This is a genomic window from Pseudarthrobacter equi, from assembly GCF_900105535.1.
Taxonomy (GTDB): Bacteria; Actinomycetota; Actinomycetes; order Actinomycetales; family Micrococcaceae; genus Arthrobacter; species Arthrobacter equi.
On the sequence record NZ_LT629779.1, the window covers coordinates 1,926,728 to 1,948,736 of the forward strand.

Consider the following 22,009-nt stretch of genomic DNA (forward strand, 5'->3'; position numbering starts at 1 on the left):
CCATGGACGTGGGCGGCGGTTGCTGACCCTCGCCGGGTGAACGCTGCCGGACTACGATGATGCCATCTGAATCCGCCATGTGGTGAAGGGTGGAAGGCATGGACGTACGCCCGCCTGGCCATGATGGCGCCCACGATCTGCCGCGCCCTGGGCTGCCGGGAGGCATTCATCCTGCACTGGCCGGCCTTCTCGGGTCCTGGCGGGGGACCACTGAATTCGCCTCGGGTCCCTGGGGGCCGGCGCGGACTGTTGATGCAGAAGTGACTTACCGCAGGGCGGCAGGGGGATTCGCCGTGGTGCAGAGCTATCGGCACGTGGAAGCCGACGGGTCCCATTTCGAGGGCCATGGGATGTTCACACTGGATCCGGACCACAGTGACGTGTTCTGGTATTACGTGGACAGCACCGGGGCATCACCGGGAACCCCGACGCGGTGCACCTGGCACGACGGTGTCCTGCGGGTGGAGCGCCGCGCCGGTGCCGGCTGGACGCGTCACAGCATCAGCCTGAGGCACGCCACACCGCCCACCGCCGGTTCCCCGGACGTGCCGGTCTCCGGCGAGGCGCTACTTCATGTCACCGAACTCCGGATAGCTTCACTGTCCGACGCCAGCGACGCATCCACTGCCGGCGCTAACGGTAAACGTCCGGCCTACGCGCTGGTCATGACCTCCACCTTCCGGCGGTCGTGACGACGGGACTGTCCGATAAGCCGTGTGTTGCGCAGAAGTCGTCCCAGGCAGGATCGTCGGGATACTGATCCGCTATGTCAAAGGCCTCCTCCGCAGGTGGTTCGTCATCGCCCGGCAAGCCGTCCATGAGGAATTCCGGGAACACGACATTGCCGGAGAGGATCTGATCCTCGAGCGACATCGGGGGTTGGTCCCGGCAGGCAGTTGGGATGGGCGGGTTGGTTGGTACCGACCGGCTTACAGACGGCAAGTCTGCCCGGGGGGTGACTGGTGGCGGCGCGTCGGATTTCCCTCCAAAGTCTCCTTCGAAGTCGCCTTCCAAGATTCCGGGTGGCCAGTGGGGTGGTTGGGGGTCGGGGTGTTGTGCTGGGTAGTGCCGGCCGGTGGGTGAGGTCCAGCCGGGTGGTTCATTCCTGGTGGCTGGTGTGGGGGTCCAGCCGCTGCTGTGTTTGAGCCGGTGATGTTTGGGGCAGAGCTGGGCCAGGTTGCTGACTCCTGTTGTGCCGTGGTGCTGCCAGGCGGTGAGGTGGTCGGTGTCGTTGTCCGTGCTGGGGTTGGTGCAGCCGGGGAATGTGCAGTGGCCGTCGCGCATCCTGATCCAGCGTTTCATCGCCTCCGACAGCCGGTAACTGGTCCGGCCGATCTCGAGAGGCGCACCGTCACGCGGGTCGACGAGGACCCGGTAGAACGAGGTGGCCCCGTCAGCAACGAGTTTGCGGGCCATCGCGGCGGGGATGGGCCCGTATCCGTCGAGGTCTGCCGGTTCGTCAGTGCTGCCCACCATTGTGAATATCGGGATGGTGACCAGCACGTCGGCTTTCGGGGCGGGGATCGTGCTGAGGTCAACGAAGTATGGGTGGGTCCCGGTGCCGGTTTCCTGGCCATCGATGGACCGGCCTGTGGCAGCGGCCCCGGTGTGGGCGCTCAAGAGGAGCGCGGCGGCGACGTCCGGCCGCAACTGGGTGAGGGTGCGGGTTTCGCCGGGGCCCTGCAGGCCGCGGGCGATTGCTGTGGTTTTGTTCCAGATGGCGCAGGCGGTGTCCCCGGGCAGGATCAGGGTGATCGAGGCCATCCCGTCGGCGCCGGGGCGGTATTCCATCCGCCGCTCCGCCACACACTTCGCATGCCGGATTGCAACGGAGGCGGGGTAGCTGCGTTCGCGCCAAGTTTTGACTTTCCGTCGGAACAGGTGCGGCACCAGGTCACCGGGCGCGGATCCCCGGGCCGGGTTCGGGGCGTCCGGGTCGAAGAAATGCGCCACCAGCGCCTCGGCACCCTCGGGGGCGAGGCAGTCGGTTTCGTCGGCGACGATCACCGCGTGCCGCCACGACATTGATCCAGCAGCCAGCGCACCCGCCACCGCCGGCATCGCACTGACCTTGCGGGACTGGCTGATGAATGCTGCCGCGGCGCCCGGGCTGAGCGTCAGGACCCGGCGACCTCCGCGGTCGTGGACATCTCAACAAACGCCCGCTCCGACCCTGTGGCGTCCGGGGGAGTCATCGCCTCCTGAAGTTCCGCGAACTCTGCAGCGTCCAGGGCTTTGCCGCCCGCGATCTGGGCTTCCAAACGCTTCCAAACCGCTAGACGGTGCAGCAGAAGCTCGGACTTCCGCTGCAGGACATCCATGCCGGCATCGCCGGAGCCAGCCACATCCGAGCCAGCCCGGTCCAGCTCCGCGTCCTTCAGGAACAGCGCGTCAAGGCTGGCGGCGGAGGCCATAAGACCCTCCATCACCGTTGTCCCTCGACCGAAGCAGCCGCCGCGATTCCCATAGACCCATGATCCAGCGAGGGTCTGACATTGAGTGCGTCGGGCCAAACCGGCACTGGTGCACAAGCCCACTACGGCACTACGGCAGAACTCCTCAGTGGCGCTGCCTCGGGGCCGGCTTACCCTCCGGCGAACGGCGGCAGGACGTCCACGACGTCATCGGCTCCCACAACAGTGGCACGGTCCCGCACCGCCACCTCGTTCAACAGGAAGCTGCTGCGCGAAAGGATGCGGGCCAGCGGCGGCGTCCCGGCCGGGGGCTCCTCCCGCGGCACGGCGAGGACGGCGTCCAGCAGGTCCGCCACGGTTGCCCCGGCAGGGAGGTCGAACTTCTCCTCCTCGAACCCGGCAGCGGCGCGTGCGGCAGCGAAGTAACGTACATGCATTCCGGTCAGCCCCCGATGGCGCTCATGCTGCGGTCCGGCTGGACGAAGTCCGGAGCGTCGAGTCCCACGTGGTCCATGCCGTGGGCTTTTGGCTTAATCCACATTGCGTCCTGCCACCGGCGCGCCAGGGCGTCGTCGTCAGCGCCGGAGCGCAGCAGGCCCAAGAGATCGTACTCTTCACGCGAGAAGAGGCAGCTCATGATCTTGCCCTCGGCGGTGATCCTCGTCCGGCGGCAATCCGAGCAGAACGGCTCGGTGACTGAGGCGATGATTCCCACCGTTCCCAGGACGGGCCCGTGCGCGGTAGGGTCACCGGCGGCATCCAACCCGGCCACCCGGCGTCGTACTTCGAACCTCTCGGCGGGCGCCCCGTCGCGTTCCCGCGGATCGGCGCTCAGGACGTACTCGGCGGACAGGATGTCGCGGATCTCGGCGGCGGTGATCATGTTCCGGCGCGTCCAGCCGTGGTCGGCGTCGAGCGGCATCTGTTCGATGAAGCGCAGCTCATAGCCCCGGTCCAAGGCCCAACCCAGCAGGGCCGGCGACTCGGCGTCGTTGATCCCGCGCATCAGGACGGCGTTCAGCTTGACCGGACCGAGTCCGGCCGCCCACGCGGCGTCCACGCCCGCCAGCACCTGGTCAAGGAACGGGCGGCGGGTGAGCTTGGTGAAGGTCTCTTCGTGCAGGGAATCGAGCGAGACATTGATCCGCGTCAGGCCCGCGGCCTTGAGCGGGGCGGCCTTCTTCGCCAGCCCCACGGCGTTGGTGGTCATCGAGATGGGGAGGTCCGGATGGTTGCTGCGCAGCGCGGAAATGATGTCCACCAGGTCGTGCCGCACCAGCGGTTCTCCGCCGGTGAGCCGCAGCTCGCGGACGCCGAGCTGCTCCACGCCGATCCGGACAATCCGGACGATCTCCTCCGCCGTCATGACGGCCTGCTTCGCCAGCCATTCCAGGCCTTCGGCGGGCATGCAGTAGGTGCAGCGGAGGTTGCATTTATCGGTCAGGGACAGCCTCATGTCGCTAGCCCGGCGCCCGTACCTGTCAGCCAGGCCCGCAGGCGCGTCAGCCGGACGCGCAGCCGGGACGGACGGCAGCGCCGGGCCCGCTTCTTCGCGGGGCTGGGGCATGCCTAGCTGGACACTCATGAATTCAGGCTACGCCACGATGGGCTCCACATCACACCCGTGACGGGTGCTGCCCGGGAGCGTCATGAATCCGCGCCGGGCAACCGCCGGAATGGGCGCGCGAACCTATGCTTGAAGGGTGAACAGCGCCCGGCAGCAGGCCACGCACGACGACGGTACCCGCCACGGCGGTTCGGCCGAACCCAGCGAGCGGGAACAGCGGGAACGGCGCCGCCTTGGCGGGCACGCTGCGGCCGCCGGCGTGGTGTCCGTGGCTGGCGGGGTGGTCCTCGGAGAGTTGCTGGCCGGCGTGTGGAGCCCGTCGGTGTCGCCGCTGACGGCGGTGGGTGGGGCCGTCATTGATGCCGTCCCGCCGGGAGCAAAGGACTGGGCGGTTTCGCTCTTCGGCACCGCGGACAAGGCGGCCCTCCTGGTCAGCATGGCCCTGGTTATCGTGGTCCTCGCGGCCCTCGCCGGAGTAGTGGAACGGCGGCGGCGTTTTGCGGGGCTGGCCGTGATTGCCGTGTTTGGACTCGCGGGAGTGGCCGCAGTTGCCGGCCGGGCCCAGGCCACGCCGGTGGCCCTGGCCCTTCCCGTGGCTTCGGCGGCCGCCGCTGCCCTGATCCTCCGGCTGCTGATGCGCAAGCTGAAGGCCTGGGAGGCGGCCCCTGCCGGCGGGCAGGCCACGGCCCGCCGCACGTTCCTCCGGAACCTCGCCGCAGGTGCCGTCCTGACAGCCGTTGGCGGAGTCCTGGCGGGAGCCTGGCGCGGGACCGTACTGAAGGTCAACGATGCCAGGGCCCGGGTGGCGATACCCCGGGCAGCGGTACCGGCACCGCCCATCCCTGCGGGAGCGGAGGCAGGCGCGGAGGGCATGCACCCGCTCGTCACCCCCGTCAACGACTTTTACCGGATCGACACGGCCCTGGTGGTGCCCGCCGTCGACCCCGATACCTGGGTCCTCAAGGTCACGGGCATGGTGCAGCGCGAGGTGGAACTGACCCTCGCCGAACTCCTTGCCAAGCCGCTGACCGAACGCCACATCACCATCGCCTGCGTGTCCAATCCGGTAGGCGGGGACCTCATCGGCAACGCGCGGTGGCTCGGCTGGCCGGTCCGCGAACTCCTGGCGATGGCCGGGCCGGCCAGTGGTGCGGACATGGTGCTGTCCCGGAGTGCTGACGGGTGGACTGCCGGCACCCCGCTGGAAGTGCTCACGGACAGCCGGGACGCCCTCCTGGCCGTGGGAATGAATGACGGCCCGCTGCCGCTCGAACACGGATTCCCCGTCCGGCTAGTGGTGCCGGGCCTGTACGGCTACGTTTCCGCCACCAAATGGGTTACCGAGCTGAAAGTCACCACCTACGCGGCGGACACCGCCTACTGGACCACCAGGGGCTGGTCCGACCATGGACCCATCAAGCTGTCCTCCCGCATCGACGTCCCCCGCAGCGGCAGGCCCGTCAATGCCGGAACGGTCACCTTTGGCGGCATCGCCTGGGCCCAGCACACCGGCATCAGCGCCGTTGAACTCAGGGTCAACCGCGGTTCCTGGCAGCCCGCAGAGCTGTCTTCCGGGATCTCCACGGACACCTGGTACCAATGGAAGCTCAGCATGGACCTCACACCCGGCCAGTACGAGGTCCAGGTCCGGGCCACAGACCTTGCCGGCACCGTCCAGGACGAGGCATCCCGGCCAGTGGTCCCGGACGGCGCCACCGGATTCCACACGGTTAGAGTGGACGTGAAATCCTGACCGCCCACACTGAAGGCGCATCCATGACCAGCCCGCACCGCCACGCCCACGCGGGCACGCCCCACCAGGCCCGCTCCGTTGCCGACCATGTCGCCGCTGTTGCCCACCTGCTGGCCCCTTTGCGGTCAGAATCCCGCACCGAAACTGTTCCTCTGTCGCAGGCCCTCGGCAGGGCACTGGTGCACGGATTCCTGGCACCCGTCAGCCTGCCGCCCTTCGCCAACTCCCAGATGGACGGGTACGCCGTCAACTCCGCGGACATGCACGACGACGGAACGGAGTTCGCCGTCGCGGCACCGGTTCCGGCGGGGATGCGTCCGCCCGCGCTGGCCCGAGGGACAGCAGCACCCATCATGACGGGCGCCATGCTCCCGGACGGTGCTGACGCCGTCGTACCTATTGAACGTGCGGTGCCGGACAGCTTTCCTGCCCCCGGCACGGACGCGCGGGTCACGCTGCCGGCGACGGCGGCGGGGACCTACGTCCGCCCGGTGGGCAGCGACGTTGCCGCCGGGGAGCGGGCCCTGGCCGGCGGAACCTGCCTTGGTCCCGCCCAGCTGGGGCTGCTTGCGGCGCTGGGCATCCCGGCTGTGGAGGTCTACCGCGCCGTCCGGGTCCTGCTCGTCACCACCGGCGACGAAGTGGTGGAACCGGGGCAGGACCTGCCCGCCGGCAAGATCTACGACGCCAATGGCACCCTCCTCGAAGCCGCCATGGCGCAGGCCGGCCTGGATGTGCGGCGGGCGGGTATCTCCACCGACGACCCCGCCGAACTGCAGAAGCTGCTCCGGAGCCAGGGCGCGGACGCCGATGTCATTGTCACCACCGGCGGCGTCAGCAAAGGCGCGTACGAGGTTGTCCGGCAGGCCATGGAAGGCCAGCCGGTGGAGTTCCTCCACGTGGCCATGCAGCCAGGCGGGCCGCAGGGAATCGGAATGTTCGATGGCGTCCCCTTCCTGGGACTCCCCGGGAACCCCGTCAGCTGCCTGGTGTCCTTCGAAATGTTCCTGCGGCCGGCCCTCGCAGCGGTCCTTGGGGCTCCGGCCCTCCGCCTGCCTGTCCGCGCCAGGCTCAGCCACCCGCTGACGTCCCCGCAGCACAAACACCAGGTCCGGCGCGGCAACCTGCAGCCCGACGGCACTGTCCGGCTGGAGGGCGGCGAGAGCTCCCACCTGGTCCGTGCGCTGGCCGGTTCCAACGCCCTGGTCCACGTCCCTGCCGGCGTAACGGAACTCGCGGCCGGGGACGAGGTGGAAGTATGGATGCTGTGAATGCAGAACAGACCCCCGCTGCCCTGACGCACCTGCGCCGGGACGGCAGCGCACAGATGGTGGACGTGTCCGCCAAGGCCGAAACCACCCGCGAAGCCACAGCAACAGCCACGGTCCGCACCACGGCGGAGGTGATGGGCCTGCTCGGTTCCGGCGGCCTTCCCAAGGGAGACGCGCTGGCAGTCGCCCGGGTGGCGGGCATCATGGCCGCCAAGAAAACGCCCGAACTGATTCCGCTGTGCCACCCCCTGCCGCTGTCCAAGGTCACTGTCGACTTCGGGCTCGAAGCGGAGTCCGTTGAGGTGGTGGCTACGGTCAAGACCCGAGGCGTGACCGGCGTGGAAATGGAAGCCCTGACGGCGGCATCCGTGGCCGCGTTGAGCGTTTACGACATGATCAAGGCGGTGGACAAGCACGCCGTCCTGACCGATATCAAGGTGCTGGCCAAGAGCGGCGGCAAGAGCGGGGACTGGACCCTATGACCCACGATGACAGCTTCGGCGGATCCGGCGCAGCACCGTCCCACGCCGCACCGTCACATGCCGCCCCGTCCCACGCCGCCGAGCCGCACCGGCACGGCGACGTCCAGGGCCGGAAAGCCGGCGTGGTGATCGCGTCCACGCGGGCAGCGGCAGGTATTTACGACGACGAAACCGGTCCGGTGATCACGGACTGGCTCACCGAACACGGCTTCGAGGTCTTCCCGGCGATGGTGGTCCCCGACGGCGAGCCGGTCGGCGCAGCGATCAGGGCCCTCCTGACCCAGCGTCCCGCCGTCGTGATCACCAGCGGCGGCACCGGGCTGAACTCGGACGACCGGACCCCCGACGTCACCCGGCCCCTGCTGGACCGCGAAATCCCCGGCATCATGGAGGCGATCCGGCGTGCCGGCGCCGCCAAAACGCCGCTGGCGGCGCTCAGCCGCGGCTACGCGGGCGCGGCCGGCAAGTCCTTCATTGTTAATCTGCCCGGCTCACCAAAGGGCGTCATGGACGGACTCACCGTCCTGGACCCGCTGATCGGGCACCTCTGCGACCAGTTGGAAGGCAACCATGGGCACTGAAGCATTCGAGGTGGTATCCGCGGTCCTCAGCGCGGAGCCAATCTCCGTAGACCAGGCCATCGCGGCCGTGGAAGGGGATACCGCAGGTGCGGTGGTCAGCTTCAGCGGCGTGGTGCGCAACCACGACGGCGGCAAGGCAGTTGACCGCCTCAGCTACAGCGCGCACCCCACGGCGCACCAGGTGATGGCCGACGTCGTCGCCCAACTGGTTGCCGAACAAAACGCCGGCGGGGGTGCGGGGGAGGACGGCGGAAAGCCGGTCCGCATCTGGGCGGCCCACCGGATCGGCATGCTGCAGATCGGCGACCCCGCACTGGTCTGCGCTGTGTCCGCAGCCCACCGGGGGCAGGCCTTCGCCGTGTGCTCCGAACTGGTGGACCGGATCAAGGAGCAGGTGCCCATCTGGAAGGAACAGTTCTTCTCCGACGGCACTGTTGAATGGGTGGGCGCCGGCGGCTGACCGCCGGCCGTTTCCGGCTGTTTCCTGCCGTTTCGGGCGGTGCCGCGGCGTCCTGCGAGGTAACGCACACCGTCCGGTTCCGGGGCGCCCCGGGCCCGACGGTAGGGTTAACGGCATGACCGAACAACACTCCGAAGCCAAGCGCGTCGCCATCTTGGGCGCCAACGGACGCATGGGCGCCGAAGCCGTCACAGCCGTTGAAGCCGCACCCGACATGGAACTCGTCGCTGCGCTGGGACGGGGCGACTCCCTGGACCAGGTCACCGCCGCCGGAGCGCAGTACCTTTTGGACCTGACAGTTCCCGAAAGCACCGAAGCCAACGTCCGCTTCGCCGTCGAAAACAACATCCACGCCGTTGTGGGGACCACCGGCTGGGATGCCGGCCGCCTGTCCGCGCTCGAAGCCCTGTTGGCAGCGCACCCGGAAACCGGCGTGCTGATCGCACCCAACTTTGCCGTGGGATCGGTATTGGCTTCGGCCTTCGCCGCCAAGGCTTCAAAGTACTTCGAGTCGGTGGAGATCATTGAGCTGCACCACCCGGACAAGGTGGACGCCCCTTCGGGAACCGCTGTCCGCACCGCCCAGCTCATTGCCGCGGAACGCGAGGCCGCCCAGGTGCCGGCAAGCCCGGACGCCACCACCAGTGAACTGGCCGGCGCCCGCGGCTGCGACGTTGAGGGCGTCCGCGTCCACAGCGTGAGGCTCCGCGGGCTGGTGGCCCACCAGGAAGTCCTCCTCGGCAGCGCCGGTGAGCAGCTGACGCTGCGCCACGACTCGTTCGACCGCGGGTCCTTCATGCCCGGCGTCCTCCTCGGCGTCCGCAATGTGGCCGCCCACCCCGGGCTTACCGTGGGGCTGGATGGCTACCTGGACCTGGGTTTCTAGGCGATGGACGGCTTCCTGGCAGGGTTCCGCAAGAACCGCACCAAGATCTGGGTTGGGCTTGTCACGCTGCTCCTGGTGTTCTACCTGGTGGTGTCCCTCCAGCGCTCCATCCTGCTCCTGACGGACAGCAACCTCACGGCGCAGGCCATCGGGGCCGCCTACCTGGTTCTGCCGATCGTTGGCGCATGGGCGCTGATCCGCGAGCTGATGTTCGGTGCCCGGACGGAGCAGATGGCCAAGGTCCTTGAAGCCGAGGGCGGCCTCCCCGTGGACGAACTGCCCCGGACACCGGCCGGGCGGATCATCCGGGAAGCGGCCGACGCAGAGTTCGAAAAGTACAAGGCCGAAGCGGAAGCCGCACCCGACGACTGGCGGTCCTGGTTCCGGCTCAGCTGCGCCTACGATGCCGCCGGCGACAGGAAGCGGGCCCGCGCGTCCATGCGCGACGCCGGCAGGCTCTTCCGCGGCAAGGTCTCTGCCTAGCTCCTACCGCGGGAGTTTCAGCTGCCCGCGGCCCAGCTGGCTGGCCGCATGGCCCACCCACTCGAGCGGACCCCGCCACTTCAGCAGTACGAAGACCATGCCCACCACCACAGCTGTGGCTGCCTGGGCGAAGTACATGCCGTCCTCGGTCCAGCCGGCGGGCAGCGGCTTGAGATAGAAGCCTGACACCACCCACACATGGACCGTGTACAGGGTGAGTGTCATGGCGCCGGCACCGCGCAGCGGAAGCAGCAGGTCCAGGTCCACCCACTCCGCCAACCGGCCCAGGAGCAGGCAGGCTCCGATGACCGCCGCTGCTACGCCGGAAGTGTGCAGCAGGTCCAGGGAGGTGCCGGAATGCGGGGCGGCGGACGCCAGCCACCACCATGACCCCTCCTGCCTGATACCGGTCAGGTTCACCTGCAGGACGCTGTCCAGCGGATATCCCGGCGCATTGAGGACCTTCTCCAGTGCGGCACGCCCGCCCCAGTCCTCCATTGCCGTCACGCCCAGCACCTTCGCGGCGACCGCAACAACTGTCCCGCCGGCCAGCAGCGCCACCGGGACCAGGGCCTTGCTGAGCACCAGCCGGCCGATGGCGAGCCCCACGAGGAGGTATGACATCCACTGGAACACCGGGTAGTAGCCGGTGAGGAACACGTCGGCGACCAGCCGGGCGGGTGTTGCCAGGTCCTCCCAGCCGGGATTGTGGCCAAGCTGCAGGGGCGGCTCCGCGGTGAGCAGCCAGGGGCGGAGCAGGTACGCCAGGACGGGGGAGCCGACGATCCATCCGGCTGCCCAGGCGCAGAGCTGCTTCAGGCCCATGCCCAGGAACGGCAGGATGCACAGGAACAGGACTGCGTAGTGGACCAGAATGACGGCCAGGTTGACTTCGAGGCCGCCCAGGCTGAGTCCGACGGCGGCGATCACCAGGGCCCGGAGCGCCACTCCGCGGCGTGCGGCTGAGAGTTCACCAGCTGCGAGTGGCCTGTTCTTACCGGTTGACAGGGCCAGCCCGACGCCGGCCAGCACGGCGAACAGGGCAGCCGCCCGCCCGGAGAAGGCCAGTCCGATCCAGGTGGGGGTAAGGCTGGCGTTCGATTCAAAGGTGGGGAGCAGATGGGTGGCCATCATGCCCAGCAGGGCAATCCCGCGCGCGGCATCGATGCCGTAGAGCCGTCCCGGTGCCTGGCCGGCTGCCGTTTTCCGGGGTGCCCTGGCCGGGTTGCGGGAAGTCATGAACCGAATCGTCTCACACGGGCGGCGCGGCCTGCTGTCACGCCGGGGAGTCCTCCCTGGCAGCCGCGCGGACGGAGCGGCAACCCTTGTGTTCGAATATATGTTCGAATACGATGGTGCGCATGCAGACGCCAACGCCGGAGATTCCCGCCTACGGGTCAGGCCGCCACGAGTCCACCGGCCGTACCGCCAGCCGCGTGCCGGCAAGCCCCGAGCCGGGAACGGGACTCCTGAAGGCCATGAGCCCTGGGGTAGTCGATTTCCTCTTCCGCCAACTCGTGGCCGGAAAGCCCGCGGAGGATGTCCAGTGGGAGCGGGAAGGCGTCAGCCTCGCCGCACAGCCCGAAGGTGCCGAGCTTGCCCGCCGCCTGGCCGAAACGGACCTGGACGCCCTGACGCCGCTGGAACTGTTCCACTACGTCCGGGCCGCGCAGCGCCTTTCGGACTGGGCCGAGGAACTCCGCCGGGCAGCCGTCGGCCGGTACTGCGGCAGCCCATGACCCCGGGAACCCCCAATTTGACGTTCATCACGCCCGCGGCATTGTCCTAACCAGCGGGGACAGGGTAACGTTTTTCCCATGGCTGACTCTTCCGCGCACATCCCTGCCCTCGGTACGCTCCTGACCGCTATGGTCACGCCGTTCACCAAGGACGGCGCCGTGGATTACGACCAGGCAGCGGCCCTGGCCAGCAAGCTCGTGGACGACGGCTGCGACGGCCTGGTAGTCACCGGCACCACCGGCGAGACGTCCACCCTGACGGACGAAGAGAACCTCGGCATGTTCCGGGCGGTCAAGGACGCCGTGGGCGGCCGCGCCGCCATCATCGCCGGCACCGGAACCAACGACACCGCGCACTCGGTCCACCTTTCCCAGCAGGCTGCAGCCCTCGGCGTCGACGGCCTCCTGCTGGTGACGCCCTACTACAACAAGCCCAGCCAGGCAGGCGTCCAGGCCCACTTCGAAACCGTCGCCTCGGCAGTGGATGTCCCCGTCATGCTCTACGACATTCCCGGCCGGTCCTCCATCGCCATCGAACCGGACACCATGATCCGGCTGGCGGAGCACCCCAACATCGTTGCCGTCAAGGACGCCAAGGCGGACATGGTTGCCGCCGCCCGCGTCATGGCCGAGACGGACCTCCTCTTCTACTCGGGCGACGACGGACTGACCCTGCCCTGGATGGCACTGGGTGCCGTAGGCCTCGTGGGCGTCACCACCCATGTGGCCACCCGCCGGTTCCGTGAGCTCATTGACGCCGTCAACGCCAACGACCTCGGCACCGCCCGGAAGATCAACTTCGAACTCCTGCCCGTGGTGCGCGCCACCATGAGCAGGGTCCAGGGCGCCGTGGCCGCCAAGCAGATTCTTAAATGGCAGGGAGTCCTGCCCAACTCGATCGTCCGTTTGCCCCTCGTGGAGCCGGACGAAGCCGAGATCGAAACCATCCGCGGGGATTTGGCGGAAGCGGGGCTGGTCTACTCCTGAGGACGACGACCGGCACCCTTCCGCCTGGAAAGTAGTGCAATATGACCCAAACTGCCCTTACCGGCCTTGTCACACCTCCGCGCCTGCCGCAGGACACGCTCCGCATCGTCCCGCTCGGCGGGCTTGGGGAGATCGGCCGGAACATGACCGTGTTCGAAATCGGCGGCAAGCTGCTGATTGTCGACTGCGGCGTCCTCTTCCCGGAGGAAACACAGCCCGGCGTTGACCTGATCCTGCCTGATTTCTCGTACATCGAGGACCGGATGGCAGACATCGTGGCCGTTGTCCTCACCCACGGCCACGAGGACCACATCGGCGCTGTCCCGTACCTGCTGCGGCTCCGCAACGACATTCCGCTGGTGGGCTCACAGCTGACCCTCGCGCTGATCGAAGCCAAGCTGCAGGAACACCGCATCCGGCCGTACACGCTCACGGTCGAAGAGGGCCAGGTGGAGAAGTTCGGCCCGTTCGAGTGCGAATTCGTTGCCGTGAACCACTCCATCCCGGATGCCCTGGCCGTGTTCCTGCGTACCGCCGGCGGAACCGTGCTGCACACGGGCGACTTCAAGATGGACCAGCTGCCCCTGGACGGACGCATCACGGACCTGCGGCACTTCGCCAAGCTCGGCGAAGAAGGCGTGGACCTGTTCATGTCCGACTCCACCAACGCTGACGTGCCCGGCTTCACCACCGCCGAAAAAGAGATTGGCCCCACGCTGGAACGCCTGTTCGGCCAGGCCAGCAAGCGCATCATCGTGGCCTCCTTCTCCTCACACGTCCACCGCGTGCAGCAGGTCCTGGACGCCGCAGCCAAGCACAACCGCAAGGTGGCGTTCGTTGGCCGCTCCATGGTCCGCAACATGGCCATCGCCGAAAAGCTGGGCTACCTCGACGTGCCGGCCGGGCTCATCGTGGACATCAAGAACATCGACAACCTTCCGGATAACCGCGTGGTCCTGATGTCCACCGGTTCCCAGGGTGAACCCATGGCAGCGCTCTCGCGCATGGCCAACGGTGACCACCGTGTGGTGGTGGGTGACGGCGATACTGTCATCCTGGCCTCGAGCCTCATCCCCGGCAACGAGAACGCCGTGTTCCGGATCATCAACGGCCTGCTCAAGCTCGGCGCCGACGTGATCCACAAGGGCAACGCCAAGGTCCACGTCTCCGGCCACGCCGCCGCCGGTGAACTGCTGTACTGCTACAACATCCTCGAGCCGCTCAACGCCATGCCCGTGCACGGCGAGACCCGCCACCTGCTGGCCAACGGCAAGATCGCCATCGAGTCCGGCGTCCCGGAGGCAAGCGTGATCCTCTCGGACAACGGAACCGTCATTGACCTGCATGATCACCGCGCGGACGTGGTGGGCCAGGTGGAAGTTGGCTTCGTCTACGTGGACGGCTCCAGCGTTGGCGAGATCACCGACGCCGACCTCAAGGACCGGCGCATCCTGGGTGACGAAGGCTTCATCTCGATCATCACCGTCATCCACCGCGCCACCGGCAAGGTGGTATCCGGACCGGAGATCCATGCCCGCGGCGTAGCCGAGGACGATTCCGTCTTTGACGACATCATCCCCAAGATCAACGCTGCGCTGGAGGAAGCGGTCCTCAACAACAAGGACCACACCAGCCACCAGCTCCAGCAGGTGGTCCGCCGGGTAGTGGGCACCTGGGTCAACCGCAAGTTGCGCCGCAAGCCCATGATCATCCCCGTGGTGCTCGAGGCCTGACCGCCGCAGCAGTTCCAACCCCAGCGCGTGGGAGGCAAAGGGCCCGGTTCCACTGGAACCGGGCCCTTTGTCCATCCGGCGCCCAGCTGGATTGCGGGGGCCGGGCGGCCCGATATCCCCGGAATCACAGCATGCTTCCGGTACCGTGGCTACTATGGCCACACGTACTACTTCCGCGCCCAAAGGTACCGGCAGGGGCGGTTCCGGCAGCAAAGCCGGCAGCTCCACAGGCCGCGGAACCGGCTCGTCAGCAGGCAAGGCCCCCCGCGGCGGCTCGTCCAGCACCGCGCGCACCCGCCAACTCCCCGCCGTCGAACACCACCAGCCCTGGCTGGCGAGGGTGGTAGGCGGCGCCTGGCTGGGGCTGGGGCACATGGTGGGCGGCGGAGTCCGGCGCATCGGCCACGACGTCAGCGACATCCCCGCCGAGGAACGCCGCGACGGCGCCGCACTGTTCAACCTCGCCCTGGGCGTCTTCATCGCCACATTTGCCTGGTGGGGCCTGACCGGGTGGCTCCCTGACGCCGTCTACGCGGTAGTGAACGGCACCTTCGGCTGGATCTCCCTGCTGCTGCCCCTCATGCTCTTTGTGTGTGCCTTCCGGCTTTTCCGGGTGCCATCGGACGGCCGCGGCAACAACCGGGTAGGCATCGGGTTCCTGGTGATGACGTTCGCCGGCTCCGGCCTGGCGCATATCCTGGGTGGCCAGCCCACTGTCGCCGACGGTTTCGACGGCCTCCGGCAGGCAGGCGGCATGCTGGGCTTCCTCGTCGCAACCCCCCTGGCAGCCATCCATCCTGCCGTGCCGACGGTCCTCTACGGCGTCCTGGCGTTCATCTCCCTGCTCATCATCACCGCCACGCCGTTCACGGCCATCCCGCGACGCCTGCGCGGAGCCTACGAACACCTCATGGGCATCGACCTGATGGAGCAGGAACAGGCTGGCGATGCCCACGACCGCAGCTACCTGGACCGGCCCGAGCCGGCCGCGCCCAAGAAGAAAAAGCGGCGCCTCTTCGGCAAGGACGAAGAAGCCGACGCCGGCCTCGAGGGTTACGTGGGCGACGAAGCCTTTGAGCACGCGGTTATTGACGACGACGAGCCACAGCCGTCGCGGCCCGCTCCCGGCGTCCGCCGGCCCACCCAGGCGGAGATCGCCGTCGAGAAGATCAAGGCGGCCCAGGGCCTGGGTGCCGGTTCGCAGGCGGCTCCGCCGGAGAACGCCACCGAGGCCATTCCGCTGGTTATCCCCGGCGCCGCCGCTCCCGGGAAACCGGCCGCCGCACCCACGGTGCCCGCCAACCCGGTGGCGCCCGCGCCGCCGCCCGTGCCTATCCCGCAGCGGACCGAGCAGCTCTCCCTCGCCGGGGACGTGACCTACACGCTCCCTGCCTCGGACTTCCTTACCCCGGGGTCCATCCCTAAGGAGCGCACCGAGGCCAACGACGCCGTCGTCGCCGCCCTGACCGACACCTTGACGCAGTTCAACGTCGATGCCACCGTGACGGGCTTCAGCCGCGGCCCCACTGTGACCCGCTACGAGATCGAACTCTCGCCGGGCACCAAGGTGGAACGCGTTACGGCGCTGTCCAAGAACATCTCCTACGCCGTGGCCTCCAGCGACGTCCGCATCCTCAGCCCCATCCCGGGCAAATCGGCCATCGGCATCGAGATCCCCAACACTGACCGTGAAACCGTCTCCCTGGGCGACGTGCTGCGCAGCCAGAACGCCCGCAGGACGGACCACCCCATGGTCATGGGCGTGGGCAAGGACGTCGAGGGCGGCTACGTGGTGGCCAACCTCGCCAAGATGCCACACCTCCTGGTGGCCGGTGCCACCGGTGCCGGTAAGTCGTCGTTCGTGAACTCGATGATCACCTCCATCCTGATGCGCTCCACTCCTGACGAGGTGCGCATGGTGATGGTTGACCCCAAGCGCGTGGAACTGACCGCCTACGAAGGCGTTCCGCACCTGATCACGCCCATCATCACCAACCCGAAGAAGGCCGCCGAGGCCCTCCAGTGGGTGGTCCGCGAGATGGACGCCCGCTACGACGACCTCGCCAATTACGGCTTCAAGCACATCGACGACTTCAACAAGGCCGTCCGTGCCGGCAAGGTCCAGCCGCCGCCCGACTCCAAGCGGGTGATCCGTCCCTACCCGTACCTGCTGGTGATTGTGGACGAGCTCGCCGACCTCATGATGGTGGCCCCGCGTGACGTCGAAGACTCGATCGTCCGCATCACCCAGCTGGCCCGTGCGGCCGGCATCCACCTGGTGCTGGCCACCCAGCGGCCCTCCGTGGACGTGGTCACCGGCCTGATCAAGGCCAACGTGCCCTCGCGCATGGCCTTTGCCACGTCCTCCGTCACGGACTCCCGCGTTGTCCTGGACCAGCCCGGCGCCGAGAAGCTGATCGGCCAGGGCGACGCGCTTTTCCTGCCAATGGGCGCCTCGAAAGCCATGCGCGTCCAGGGCGCCTGGGTCACCGAATCCGAAATCCACAAGGTGGTGGAACACGTCAAGGGACAGCTGCAGGCCGTCTACCGCGACGACGTCGCCCCCGAAGCGGAAAAGAAGCAGATCGACGACGACATCGGGGACGACCTCGAGGTGCTGCTGCAGGCCACCGAGCTGGTGGTCACCACCCAGTTCGGCTCCACGTCAATGCTGCAGCGCAAGCTGCGGGTGGGCTTCGCCAAGGCCGGCCGCCTGATGGACCTCCTCGAGTCCAGGGGCGTGGTGGGACCGTCCGAAGGCTCAAAGGCCCGTGACGTCCTGGTCAAGCCGGACGACCTCGCGCCCGTCCTGGCAGCCATGAAGGGCCAGCAATCACCCGCGGCGCCGGATGCGCAGACTGCTGCCCTGAGCGATAACGCCAACGCCAACATCGCCCAAGGAGGATACGCCGAAGACCTGGTGGCGGCCGACCTGGACCAGCGGAAGCAAAACGTCGAATATTACGACGGCTCCGATTCCGCGCCAGGCGGCTACGGGGACGACGACGAGGGGTCCGAGGACGCCTGGTCACTGACCGGTCGCTAGCCCGGGGACTGTAGCCTAGAAACGTGACTAGCACTGATGCAACCGCCGCCGGCAAGGGCCGTGCCGGGGTCTGGAACCTACCCAACGTCCTGACCATGATCCGCATCGCGCTGGTGCCCTTCTTCGTCTGGTTCCTGATCGCCGACGCCCCCGGGCTGCACAGCGAATCCGGGATCTGGCGCTGGGCCGCCGTGGTGGCCTTCGCCGTCGCGATCTACACGGACAAGCTCGACGGCGACATCGCCAGGAGCCGGAACCTCGTCACGGACTTCGGCAAGATCGCCGATCCCATTGCCGACAAGCTGCTCATCGGCTCCGCACTGGTGATGCTGTCCGTGCTGGGCGAACTGCCTTGGTGGATGACGCTGGTGATCCTGGTCCGTGAATGGGGAATTACCGGCCTGCGGTTCTTCGTCATCCGCTACGGCGTGATCCCGGCCTCCCGGGGCGGCAAGCTCAAGACCGTGGTCCAGACCGCCGCGATTTTCCTCTATCTCCTGCCGCTGGGGGCAGTGGCGCCCTGGCTGACGTGGGTGGCGTTCGCGGTGATGCTCGCCGCGGTGCTGATCACGGTCTGGACCGGCGTCGAGTATGTCGTAGAGGCTCTGCGGCTCCGGGCCAAGGGCAAGCTGCAGGCACGCGCGGACCGGGGCCAGGAACAGCCATGACCAACCTCCACCATTTGGCCGGCGAGGCGGTCCGGCAGGCGCTGGAGGCCGGACGGACGGTGGCCACTGCGGAGTCGCTGACCGCGGGGATGGTTTCAGCCGTCCTGGCCGATACCCCGGGAGCCTCGGGCATGCTTCAGGGCGGGGTGGTGGCCTACCAGAACTCGGTTAAGGAAGCCGTGTTGAACGTCGCCGGCGATCTCCTCGACAAGGTGGGATCCGTGGACGGCGGTGTGGCCAGTGCCATGGCCGCCGGCGCCAGGGCTGCCCTGGGCGCTGACATCGGCGTCAGCACTACCGGCGTCGCCGGCCCCGAGCCGCATGACGGCAAACCCGTTGGCACTGTCTTTGTAGGCATTGCCACAGCTGGGGGAGCGGCAGCCTATGAGTACCACTTCGAGGGGACCCGTCCCGAAATCCGGGGACAGGCCTGCGGAGCGGCGCTGGAACGGCTCCTCGAAGCACTTTCTCCTGATCAGGCCCGGCAGGAGCCGAGCCAGCGGCGCCCCTTGTTACCGGGAGTAAAGTTGCCGGGAACAAAAGCCGGTACCGATTAGTTATTACATTGTGTCGCTTCCGAAGAGCGGAGGCGCCTAGGATGAAATGACCACGACGGTTCGCTTGACGGCGGACCTGACTTATGAGGGAGCAAGGCGATACAGATGGTAAAGCAGCCCGTATCCGTAAACGGCGTTGTCCGCTGGAAGGATGTGGGCCTCGCCGATCAGGCTAAGAGCGAACAAAAGGAGCGCAAGATGGTTGTACTTCGTCACGAAATTGGTGATGTCCTGCGCGATGTCCGCCAGCGTCAGGGGCGCACGCTCCGTGAAGTCTCGCACAGCGCCCGGGTCTCCCTTGGTTACCTCAGCGAAGTTGAGCGCGGACAGAAGGAAGCATCGTCCGAGCTACTGTCCTCGATTTGCTCGGCCCTGGATGTTCCGTTGTCAAGCATGCTCCGCGAGGTCAGCGACCGGGTGGCAGTCGCAGAAGGCGTCGCCGTACCGGACACCGTTCCGCAGGAATTCTCCCAGCGTTACGGCCGCGACCTTGAGCGCGACCTGAATACCGAACTCAACGACGAACTGTCTACCGGCCTCCTCTCCGGCGCCCGCTAAGGGTTGCCCGCCCGGTAACGGGCCCTGGAGCACACGAAACCCCCGGCCACAGGCCGGGGGTTTCGTCGTTTCGGTCCTGAACCGGTCCCTTAGGCCCGGGGGTCTTCGGAATCGCTGTCCTGGGGAAAACCGTCGCGTTCGTAGGTGGCATTGAGCTTCGCCATATACCGCGCCAGTTCCTGGAGGTCGCCAAGCGGCCATTCGCCGAGCCGTTCCCGGAATACCTGCCGGCGGGCGTCCTGTACTTCGTGCATCTTCTCCTCGCCCTTCGGCGTCAGCCTGATGGACTGCGCCCGGCCGTCCAGGGGATCGGCCTCCTTCGAGACCAGGCCGAGGCTTTCCAGGAAGGCGATCTGGCGGCTGACCGACGGCTTGCCCACGCCGATGTTAATGGCGAGATCCGTGAGCCGGATAGTGCCCTCTTTCCGGATGACAGAAAGCAGCCCGTAGGCGGCCGGTTCCATGTCCGGGTGTACCTCACGGGACAACTGGTTGGAGATTGCCCGGGCCCGCCGCCAGAACAGGCTGATCTGGTGTTCCACGTTCTGCAGCGCGGAGTCCACGGTGTCCTCGGTCGGAGTGCTGCCCGGCAGGGCGTCGGGGGAGTTGCTCATGGCAACAATTCTAGGGTCCGGCGCATGAGAGAATCTTCCGATGCGATTGAGCGACTACTGGCGGCTGATGGATGACGAGTTCGGTGCGGGCTATTCCCGCGTCCTGAGCAGCACGCTGGTCCTGTCCGGCGTTGGCGGCAGGACCGCAGACCAGGCCCTGGCTGCCGGCGTGGAGCCCCGCAGGGTGTGGCTCGCCCTGTGCGACGTCCAGGATGTGCCCGCGGAGCGGCGGCTCGGCAGGGACGTCAAACCGCGCCGCGACTAGCAGCCATGCCCGGTTTTTCGGCTGACACGCCGGGAAGCTGTTCGAATACCTGTTCGGATATGGATATGATTTTTACAGCGGGTTATCCACATAGCCGTTGTCATCCGGCCGGAATGTCAGTGGGTCCCCTTAGCGTCAGAGATGACCAATAAACGGCCGCGAAGGCCACCATCGAGAAAGCATTAGAGGTGTCAACCATGGCGGCAGCCCCGGATCGTGCAAAAGCGCTGGAAGCAGCACTGGCCCAGATTGACAAGCAGTTCGGCAAGGGCTCTGTCATGCGCCTGGGCGACGAAGTCCGTGCCCCTATCGAAGTCATTCCCACCGGCTCCATCGCCCTGGACGTCGCCCTGGGAATTGGCGGCCTTCCCCGCGGCCGTGTCATCGAAATCTACGGTCCGGAATCGTCCGGTAAGACCACCGTCGCCCTGCACGCCGTGGCCAGCGCCCAGCGTGCCGGCGGCATCGCTGCCTTCATCGACGCTGAGCACGCCCTGGACCCGGACTACGCAGCCAAGCTGGGCGTGGACACGGACGCCCTCCTCGTATCGCAGCCGGACACCGGCGAGCAGGCCTTGGAGATCATGGACATGCTGGTCGGCTCAGGCTCACTGGACATCGTGGTCATCGACTCCGTGGCAGCCCTGGTACCCCGCGCCGAAATCGAAGGCGACATGGGAGACAGCCACGTCGGCCTGCAGGCCCGCCTGATGAGCCAGGCACTGCGTAAGATCACCGGCCGCCTGAGCCAGACCAAAACCACCGCCATCTTCATTAACCAGCTGCGTGAAAAGATCGGTGTCTTCTTCGGTTCTCCCGAAACCACCACCGGTGGTAAGGCCTTGAAGTTCTACGCGTCGGTCCGCATCGACGTCCGCCGGATCCAGACCCTCAAGGAGGGTGCCGATTCCGTGGGTAACCGGACCAAGGCGAAGATCGTCAAGAACAAGATGGCTCCGCCCTTCAAGATTGCCGAGTTCGACATCATCTACGGCCAGGGCATCTCCCGCGAAGGCGGAATCATTGACATGGGCGTGGAACACGGCATCATCAAGAAGTCCGGCTCCTGGTTCACCTATGACGGTGACCAGCTGGGCCAGGGCATGGAAAACTCCCGCCGGTTCCTGCGCGACAACCCCGAACTTGCGGCCGAGCTGGAACGGCTGATCAAGGAAAAGCTGGGCGTCGGAGTCAAGCCGGCTGACGCGGAATCCAAAGAGGATTCCCCGAAGCTGAAGGCCGTCGACGGGTTCTAGCAGTTGACTGGCTTTGAAAAACGCCGGGGCGGGTCCGCAGGGGCCCGCCGCCGGCGAACCGGCGCCTCCTCGGCCGGCCCGCAGGAAACGGAACTCTCGGCCGATCCTGGTTCACCGGGATTCGGCGACCGCGAGCCTGACCCGGTTACCGTAGCGCAGACCATCGTCTACCGGCAGCTCACAGTGTCGGCCAAGAGCCGGCTCCAGCTGGCCAAAAAGCTCGCCGAACGGAATATTCCGGAGGACGTTGCCGAAGCGGTGCTGGACAAATTCGAGGATGCCCGGCTGATCGATGACGCCGAGTTCGCCAACATGTGGGTCCGCAGCCGCTCGCAATCACGCAAGCTGGCGAAGGGTGCACTGCGCCGGGAACTGGCAGAGAAGGGCATCGACGAGGAATCCGCGGCCGCGGCACTGGAACAGCTCTCTGACCAGGATGAGGAGGAGGCCGCCCGGGCTCTCGTCGAACGCAAGCTTCGCCCCGGCACGGACCTCGAAGACCGTGCAGAGCGGGACAAGGCCACCCGGCGGCTGGCGTCGATGCTGGCCCGCAAGGGCTACCAGCCGTCCCAGGCATTCCGCATTGTCGGCGAGGTCCTCGGCTCCCGGTCCGGCCATCCCGGCGAAGACTGACGGGCCACACAACAAACCAGTTGCCCAGGCCCGGGTAGCGGGCCCCTGCATGGCCC

Annotated in this window: 24 protein-coding genes; 18 read left to right on the top strand and 6 right to left on the bottom strand. The window is 67.3% G+C overall.

Translation table 11 applies throughout. The features are described 5' to 3' along the window. Positions 1 to 98: 98 nt before the first annotated feature. On the top strand, positions 99 to 692 hold the full coding sequence (locus BLT71_RS08695) for a DUF1579 family protein (protein WP_091719303.1): 594 nt from the start codon (positions 99 to 101) through the stop codon (positions 690 to 692). Here the strand turns inward: BLT71_RS08695 and BLT71_RS08700 are convergent. The 4 genes from BLT71_RS08700 to moaA form a co-directional block, all read right to left on the bottom strand. Then, positions 664 to 2,061 carry an HNH endonuclease signature motif containing protein gene (locus BLT71_RS08700; protein ID WP_231994482.1) on the bottom strand — a complete coding sequence of 466 codons (1,398 nt, stop codon included), beginning with the start codon at positions 2,059 to 2,061 and terminating at the stop codon, positions 664 to 666. The genes BLT71_RS08695 and BLT71_RS08700 overlap by 29 nt on opposite strands. A gap of 56 nt (positions 2,062 to 2,117) precedes the next feature. Continuing rightward, on the bottom strand, positions 2,118 to 2,414 hold the full coding sequence (locus tag BLT71_RS20760; protein ID WP_231994484.1) for a hypothetical protein: 297 nt from the start codon (positions 2,412 to 2,414) through the stop codon (positions 2,118 to 2,120). Positions 2,415 to 2,584: 170 nt separating this feature from the next. After that, positions 2,585 to 2,851, bottom strand: coding sequence for a MoaD/ThiS family protein (locus BLT71_RS08705; protein ID WP_091719305.1), 267 nt, complete (start codon positions 2,849 to 2,851; stop codon positions 2,585 to 2,587). Positions 2,852 to 2,856: 5 nt separating this feature from the next. Then, on the bottom strand, positions 2,857 to 3,999 hold the full coding sequence (gene moaA, locus BLT71_RS08710) for a GTP 3',8-cyclase MoaA (protein ID WP_172829939.1): 1,143 nt from the start codon (positions 3,997 to 3,999) through the stop codon (positions 2,857 to 2,859). Positions 4,000 to 4,117: 118 nt separating this feature from the next. On the opposite strand from moaA, the gene BLT71_RS08715 reads away from it, so the two are divergent. From BLT71_RS08715 to BLT71_RS08745, 7 genes are all read left to right on the top strand, one after another. Continuing rightward, positions 4,118 to 5,734, top strand: coding sequence for a molybdopterin-dependent oxidoreductase (locus BLT71_RS08715; protein ID WP_091719309.1), 1,617 nt, complete (start codon positions 4,118 to 4,120; stop codon positions 5,732 to 5,734). A 23-nt stretch (positions 5,735 to 5,757) separates the two neighbouring features. Then, positions 5,758 to 7,005 carry a molybdopterin molybdotransferase MoeA gene (locus tag BLT71_RS08720; RefSeq protein ID WP_091719311.1) on the top strand — a complete coding sequence of 416 codons (1,248 nt, stop codon included), beginning with the start codon at positions 5,758 to 5,760 and terminating at the stop codon, positions 7,003 to 7,005. Continuing rightward, positions 6,993 to 7,487: a cyclic pyranopterin monophosphate synthase MoaC gene (gene moaC / locus BLT71_RS08725; RefSeq protein ID WP_015936659.1), complete on the top strand. Its 495-nt coding sequence runs from the start codon at positions 6,993 to 6,995 to the stop codon at positions 7,485 to 7,487. The genes BLT71_RS08720 and moaC overlap by 13 nt, the downstream gene beginning before the upstream one ends. Continuing rightward, a complete protein-coding gene (locus BLT71_RS08730; RefSeq protein WP_091719313.1) occupies positions 7,484 to 8,068 on the top strand; it encodes a MogA/MoaB family molybdenum cofactor biosynthesis protein in 585 nt (194 codons plus the stop codon). Before moaC ends, BLT71_RS08730 begins: the two co-directional genes overlap by 4 nt. After that, the gene (locus BLT71_RS08735) at positions 8,058 to 8,528 is read left to right on the top strand and encodes a molybdenum cofactor biosynthesis protein MoaE (protein WP_091719315.1); all 471 of its coding nucleotides are present in this window, start codon (positions 8,058 to 8,060) and stop codon (positions 8,526 to 8,528) included. The genes BLT71_RS08730 and BLT71_RS08735 overlap by 11 nt, the downstream gene beginning before the upstream one ends. 115 nt (positions 8,529 to 8,643) lie before the next feature. Continuing rightward, a complete protein-coding gene (gene dapB / locus BLT71_RS08740; protein WP_091719317.1) occupies positions 8,644 to 9,414 on the top strand; it encodes a 4-hydroxy-tetrahydrodipicolinate reductase in 771 nt (256 codons plus the stop codon). 3 nt (positions 9,415 to 9,417) lie between these two features. Next, positions 9,418 to 9,897 carry a hypothetical protein gene (locus tag BLT71_RS08745; protein WP_091719319.1) on the top strand — a complete coding sequence of 160 codons (480 nt, stop codon included), beginning with the start codon at positions 9,418 to 9,420 and terminating at the stop codon, positions 9,895 to 9,897. A gap of 3 nt (positions 9,898 to 9,900) precedes the next feature. On the opposite strand, the gene BLT71_RS08750 is transcribed toward BLT71_RS08745, so the two are convergent. Next, positions 9,901 to 11,136: a heparan-alpha-glucosaminide N-acetyltransferase domain-containing protein gene (locus BLT71_RS08750; protein ID WP_091719321.1), complete on the bottom strand. Its 1,236-nt coding sequence runs from the start codon at positions 11,134 to 11,136 to the stop codon at positions 9,901 to 9,903. 122 nt (positions 11,137 to 11,258) lie between these two features. Between BLT71_RS08750 and BLT71_RS08755 the strand changes: the two genes are divergently transcribed. The 7 genes from BLT71_RS08755 to BLT71_RS08785 all read left to right on the top strand — a co-directional run bounded on the left by BLT71_RS08755 (position 11,259) and on the right by BLT71_RS08785 (position 19,185). Next, positions 11,259 to 11,636, top strand: coding sequence for a hypothetical protein (locus BLT71_RS08755; protein WP_231994486.1), 378 nt, complete (start codon positions 11,259 to 11,261; stop codon positions 11,634 to 11,636). Positions 11,637 to 11,714: 78 nt separating this feature from the next. Then, positions 11,715 to 12,623 carry a 4-hydroxy-tetrahydrodipicolinate synthase gene (gene dapA / locus BLT71_RS08760; RefSeq protein WP_091719322.1) on the top strand — a complete coding sequence of 303 codons (909 nt, stop codon included), beginning with the start codon at positions 11,715 to 11,717 and terminating at the stop codon, positions 12,621 to 12,623. A 41-nt stretch (positions 12,624 to 12,664) separates the two neighbouring features. Then, positions 12,665 to 14,356 carry a ribonuclease J gene (locus BLT71_RS08765; protein ID WP_091719324.1) on the top strand — a complete coding sequence of 564 codons (1,692 nt, stop codon included), beginning with the start codon at positions 12,665 to 12,667 and terminating at the stop codon, positions 14,354 to 14,356. Between the two features lie 154 nt (positions 14,357 to 14,510). Next, positions 14,511 to 17,402, top strand: coding sequence for an FtsK/SpoIIIE family DNA translocase (locus BLT71_RS08770; protein ID WP_091719325.1), 2,892 nt, complete (start codon positions 14,511 to 14,513; stop codon positions 17,400 to 17,402). A gap of 23 nt (positions 17,403 to 17,425) precedes the next feature. After that, positions 17,426 to 18,070, top strand: a complete 645-nt coding sequence (gene pgsA / locus BLT71_RS08775) for a CDP-diacylglycerol--glycerol-3-phosphate 3-phosphatidyltransferase (protein WP_091719327.1) — start codon at positions 17,426 to 17,428, stop codon at positions 18,068 to 18,070. Then, positions 18,067 to 18,627, top strand: coding sequence for a CinA family protein (locus tag BLT71_RS08780; RefSeq protein ID WP_091719329.1), 561 nt, complete (start codon positions 18,067 to 18,069; stop codon positions 18,625 to 18,627). Before pgsA ends, BLT71_RS08780 begins: the two co-directional genes overlap by 4 nt. Before the next feature lie 105 nt (positions 18,628 to 18,732). Continuing rightward, a complete protein-coding gene (locus BLT71_RS08785) occupies positions 18,733 to 19,185 on the top strand; it encodes a helix-turn-helix domain-containing protein (RefSeq protein WP_043793869.1) in 453 nt (150 codons plus the stop codon). 89 nt (positions 19,186 to 19,274) lie between these two features. On the opposite strand, the gene BLT71_RS08790 is transcribed toward BLT71_RS08785, so the two are convergent. Continuing rightward, complete coding sequence (locus BLT71_RS08790) at positions 19,275 to 19,799, bottom strand: MarR family winged helix-turn-helix transcriptional regulator (protein ID WP_091719331.1); 525 nt, start codon at positions 19,797 to 19,799, stop codon at positions 19,275 to 19,277. A 40-nt stretch (positions 19,800 to 19,839) separates the two neighbouring features. On the opposite strand from BLT71_RS08790, the gene BLT71_RS08795 reads away from it, so the two are divergent. From BLT71_RS08795 to BLT71_RS08805, 3 genes are all read left to right on the top strand, one after another. Next, complete coding sequence (locus BLT71_RS08795; protein WP_091719332.1) at positions 19,840 to 20,064, top strand: DUF3046 domain-containing protein; 225 nt, start codon at positions 19,840 to 19,842, stop codon at positions 20,062 to 20,064. A 197-nt stretch (positions 20,065 to 20,261) separates the two neighbouring features. Then, positions 20,262 to 21,320, top strand: a complete 1,059-nt coding sequence (recA, locus tag BLT71_RS08800; protein ID WP_056083303.1) for a recombinase RecA — start codon at positions 20,262 to 20,264, stop codon at positions 21,318 to 21,320. A 162-nt stretch (positions 21,321 to 21,482) separates the two neighbouring features. Next, positions 21,483 to 21,953, top strand: a complete 471-nt coding sequence (locus BLT71_RS08805) for a regulatory protein RecX (RefSeq protein WP_091723918.1) — start codon at positions 21,483 to 21,485, stop codon at positions 21,951 to 21,953. Positions 21,954 to 22,009 lie beyond the last annotated feature (56 nt).

Coding starts and splice junctions, on each gene's coding strand:
- BLT71_RS08750 (WP_091719321.1), bottom strand. CDS start 11,136: ATGACTTCCCGCAACCCGGCCAGGGCACCCCGGAAAACGGCAGCCGGC.
- BLT71_RS08795 (WP_091719332.1), top strand. CDS start 19,840: ATGCGATTGAGCGACTACTGGCGGCTGATGGATGACGAGTTCGGTGCG.
- BLT71_RS08735 (WP_091719315.1), top strand. CDS start 8,058: ATGGGCACTGAAGCATTCGAGGTGGTATCCGCGGTCCTCAGCGCGGAG.
- dapB (WP_091719317.1), top strand. CDS start 8,644: ATGACCGAACAACACTCCGAAGCCAAGCGCGTCGCCATCTTGGGCGCC.
- moaC (WP_015936659.1), top strand. CDS start 6,993: ATGGATGCTGTGAATGCAGAACAGACCCCCGCTGCCCTGACGCACCTG.
- BLT71_RS08695 (WP_091719303.1), top strand. CDS start 99: ATGGACGTACGCCCGCCTGGCCATGATGGCGCCCACGATCTGCCGCGC.
- dapA (WP_091719322.1), top strand. CDS start 11,715: ATGGCTGACTCTTCCGCGCACATCCCTGCCCTCGGTACGCTCCTGACC.
- BLT71_RS08765 (WP_091719324.1), top strand. CDS start 12,665: ATGACCCAAACTGCCCTTACCGGCCTTGTCACACCTCCGCGCCTGCCG.
- BLT71_RS08770 (WP_091719325.1), top strand. CDS start 14,511: ATGGCCACACGTACTACTTCCGCGCCCAAAGGTACCGGCAGGGGCGGT.
- BLT71_RS08705 (WP_091719305.1), bottom strand. CDS start 2,851: ATGCATGTACGTTACTTCGCTGCCGCACGCGCCGCTGCCGGGTTCGAG.
- BLT71_RS08700 (WP_231994482.1), bottom strand. CDS start 2,061: ATGCCGGCGGTGGCGGGTGCGCTGGCTGCTGGATCAATGTCGTGGCGG.
- BLT71_RS08785 (WP_043793869.1), top strand. CDS start 18,733: ATGGTAAAGCAGCCCGTATCCGTAAACGGCGTTGTCCGCTGGAAGGAT.
- recA (WP_056083303.1), top strand. CDS start 20,262: ATGGCGGCAGCCCCGGATCGTGCAAAAGCGCTGGAAGCAGCACTGGCC.
- BLT71_RS08780 (WP_091719329.1), top strand. CDS start 18,067: ATGACCAACCTCCACCATTTGGCCGGCGAGGCGGTCCGGCAGGCGCTG.
- BLT71_RS08730 (WP_091719313.1), top strand. CDS start 7,484: ATGACCCACGATGACAGCTTCGGCGGATCCGGCGCAGCACCGTCCCAC.
- BLT71_RS08745 (WP_091719319.1), top strand. CDS start 9,418: ATGGACGGCTTCCTGGCAGGGTTCCGCAAGAACCGCACCAAGATCTGG.
- moaA (WP_172829939.1), bottom strand. CDS start 3,999: ATGAGTGTCCAGCTAGGCATGCCCCAGCCCCGCGAAGAAGCGGGCCCG.
- BLT71_RS20760 (WP_231994484.1), bottom strand. CDS start 2,414: ATGGCCTCCGCCGCCAGCCTTGACGCGCTGTTCCTGAAGGACGCGGAG.
- BLT71_RS08790 (WP_091719331.1), bottom strand. CDS start 19,799: ATGAGCAACTCCCCCGACGCCCTGCCGGGCAGCACTCCGACCGAGGAC.
- BLT71_RS08720 (WP_091719311.1), top strand. CDS start 5,758: ATGACCAGCCCGCACCGCCACGCCCACGCGGGCACGCCCCACCAGGCC.
- BLT71_RS08755 (WP_231994486.1), top strand. CDS start 11,259: ATGCAGACGCCAACGCCGGAGATTCCCGCCTACGGGTCAGGCCGCCAC.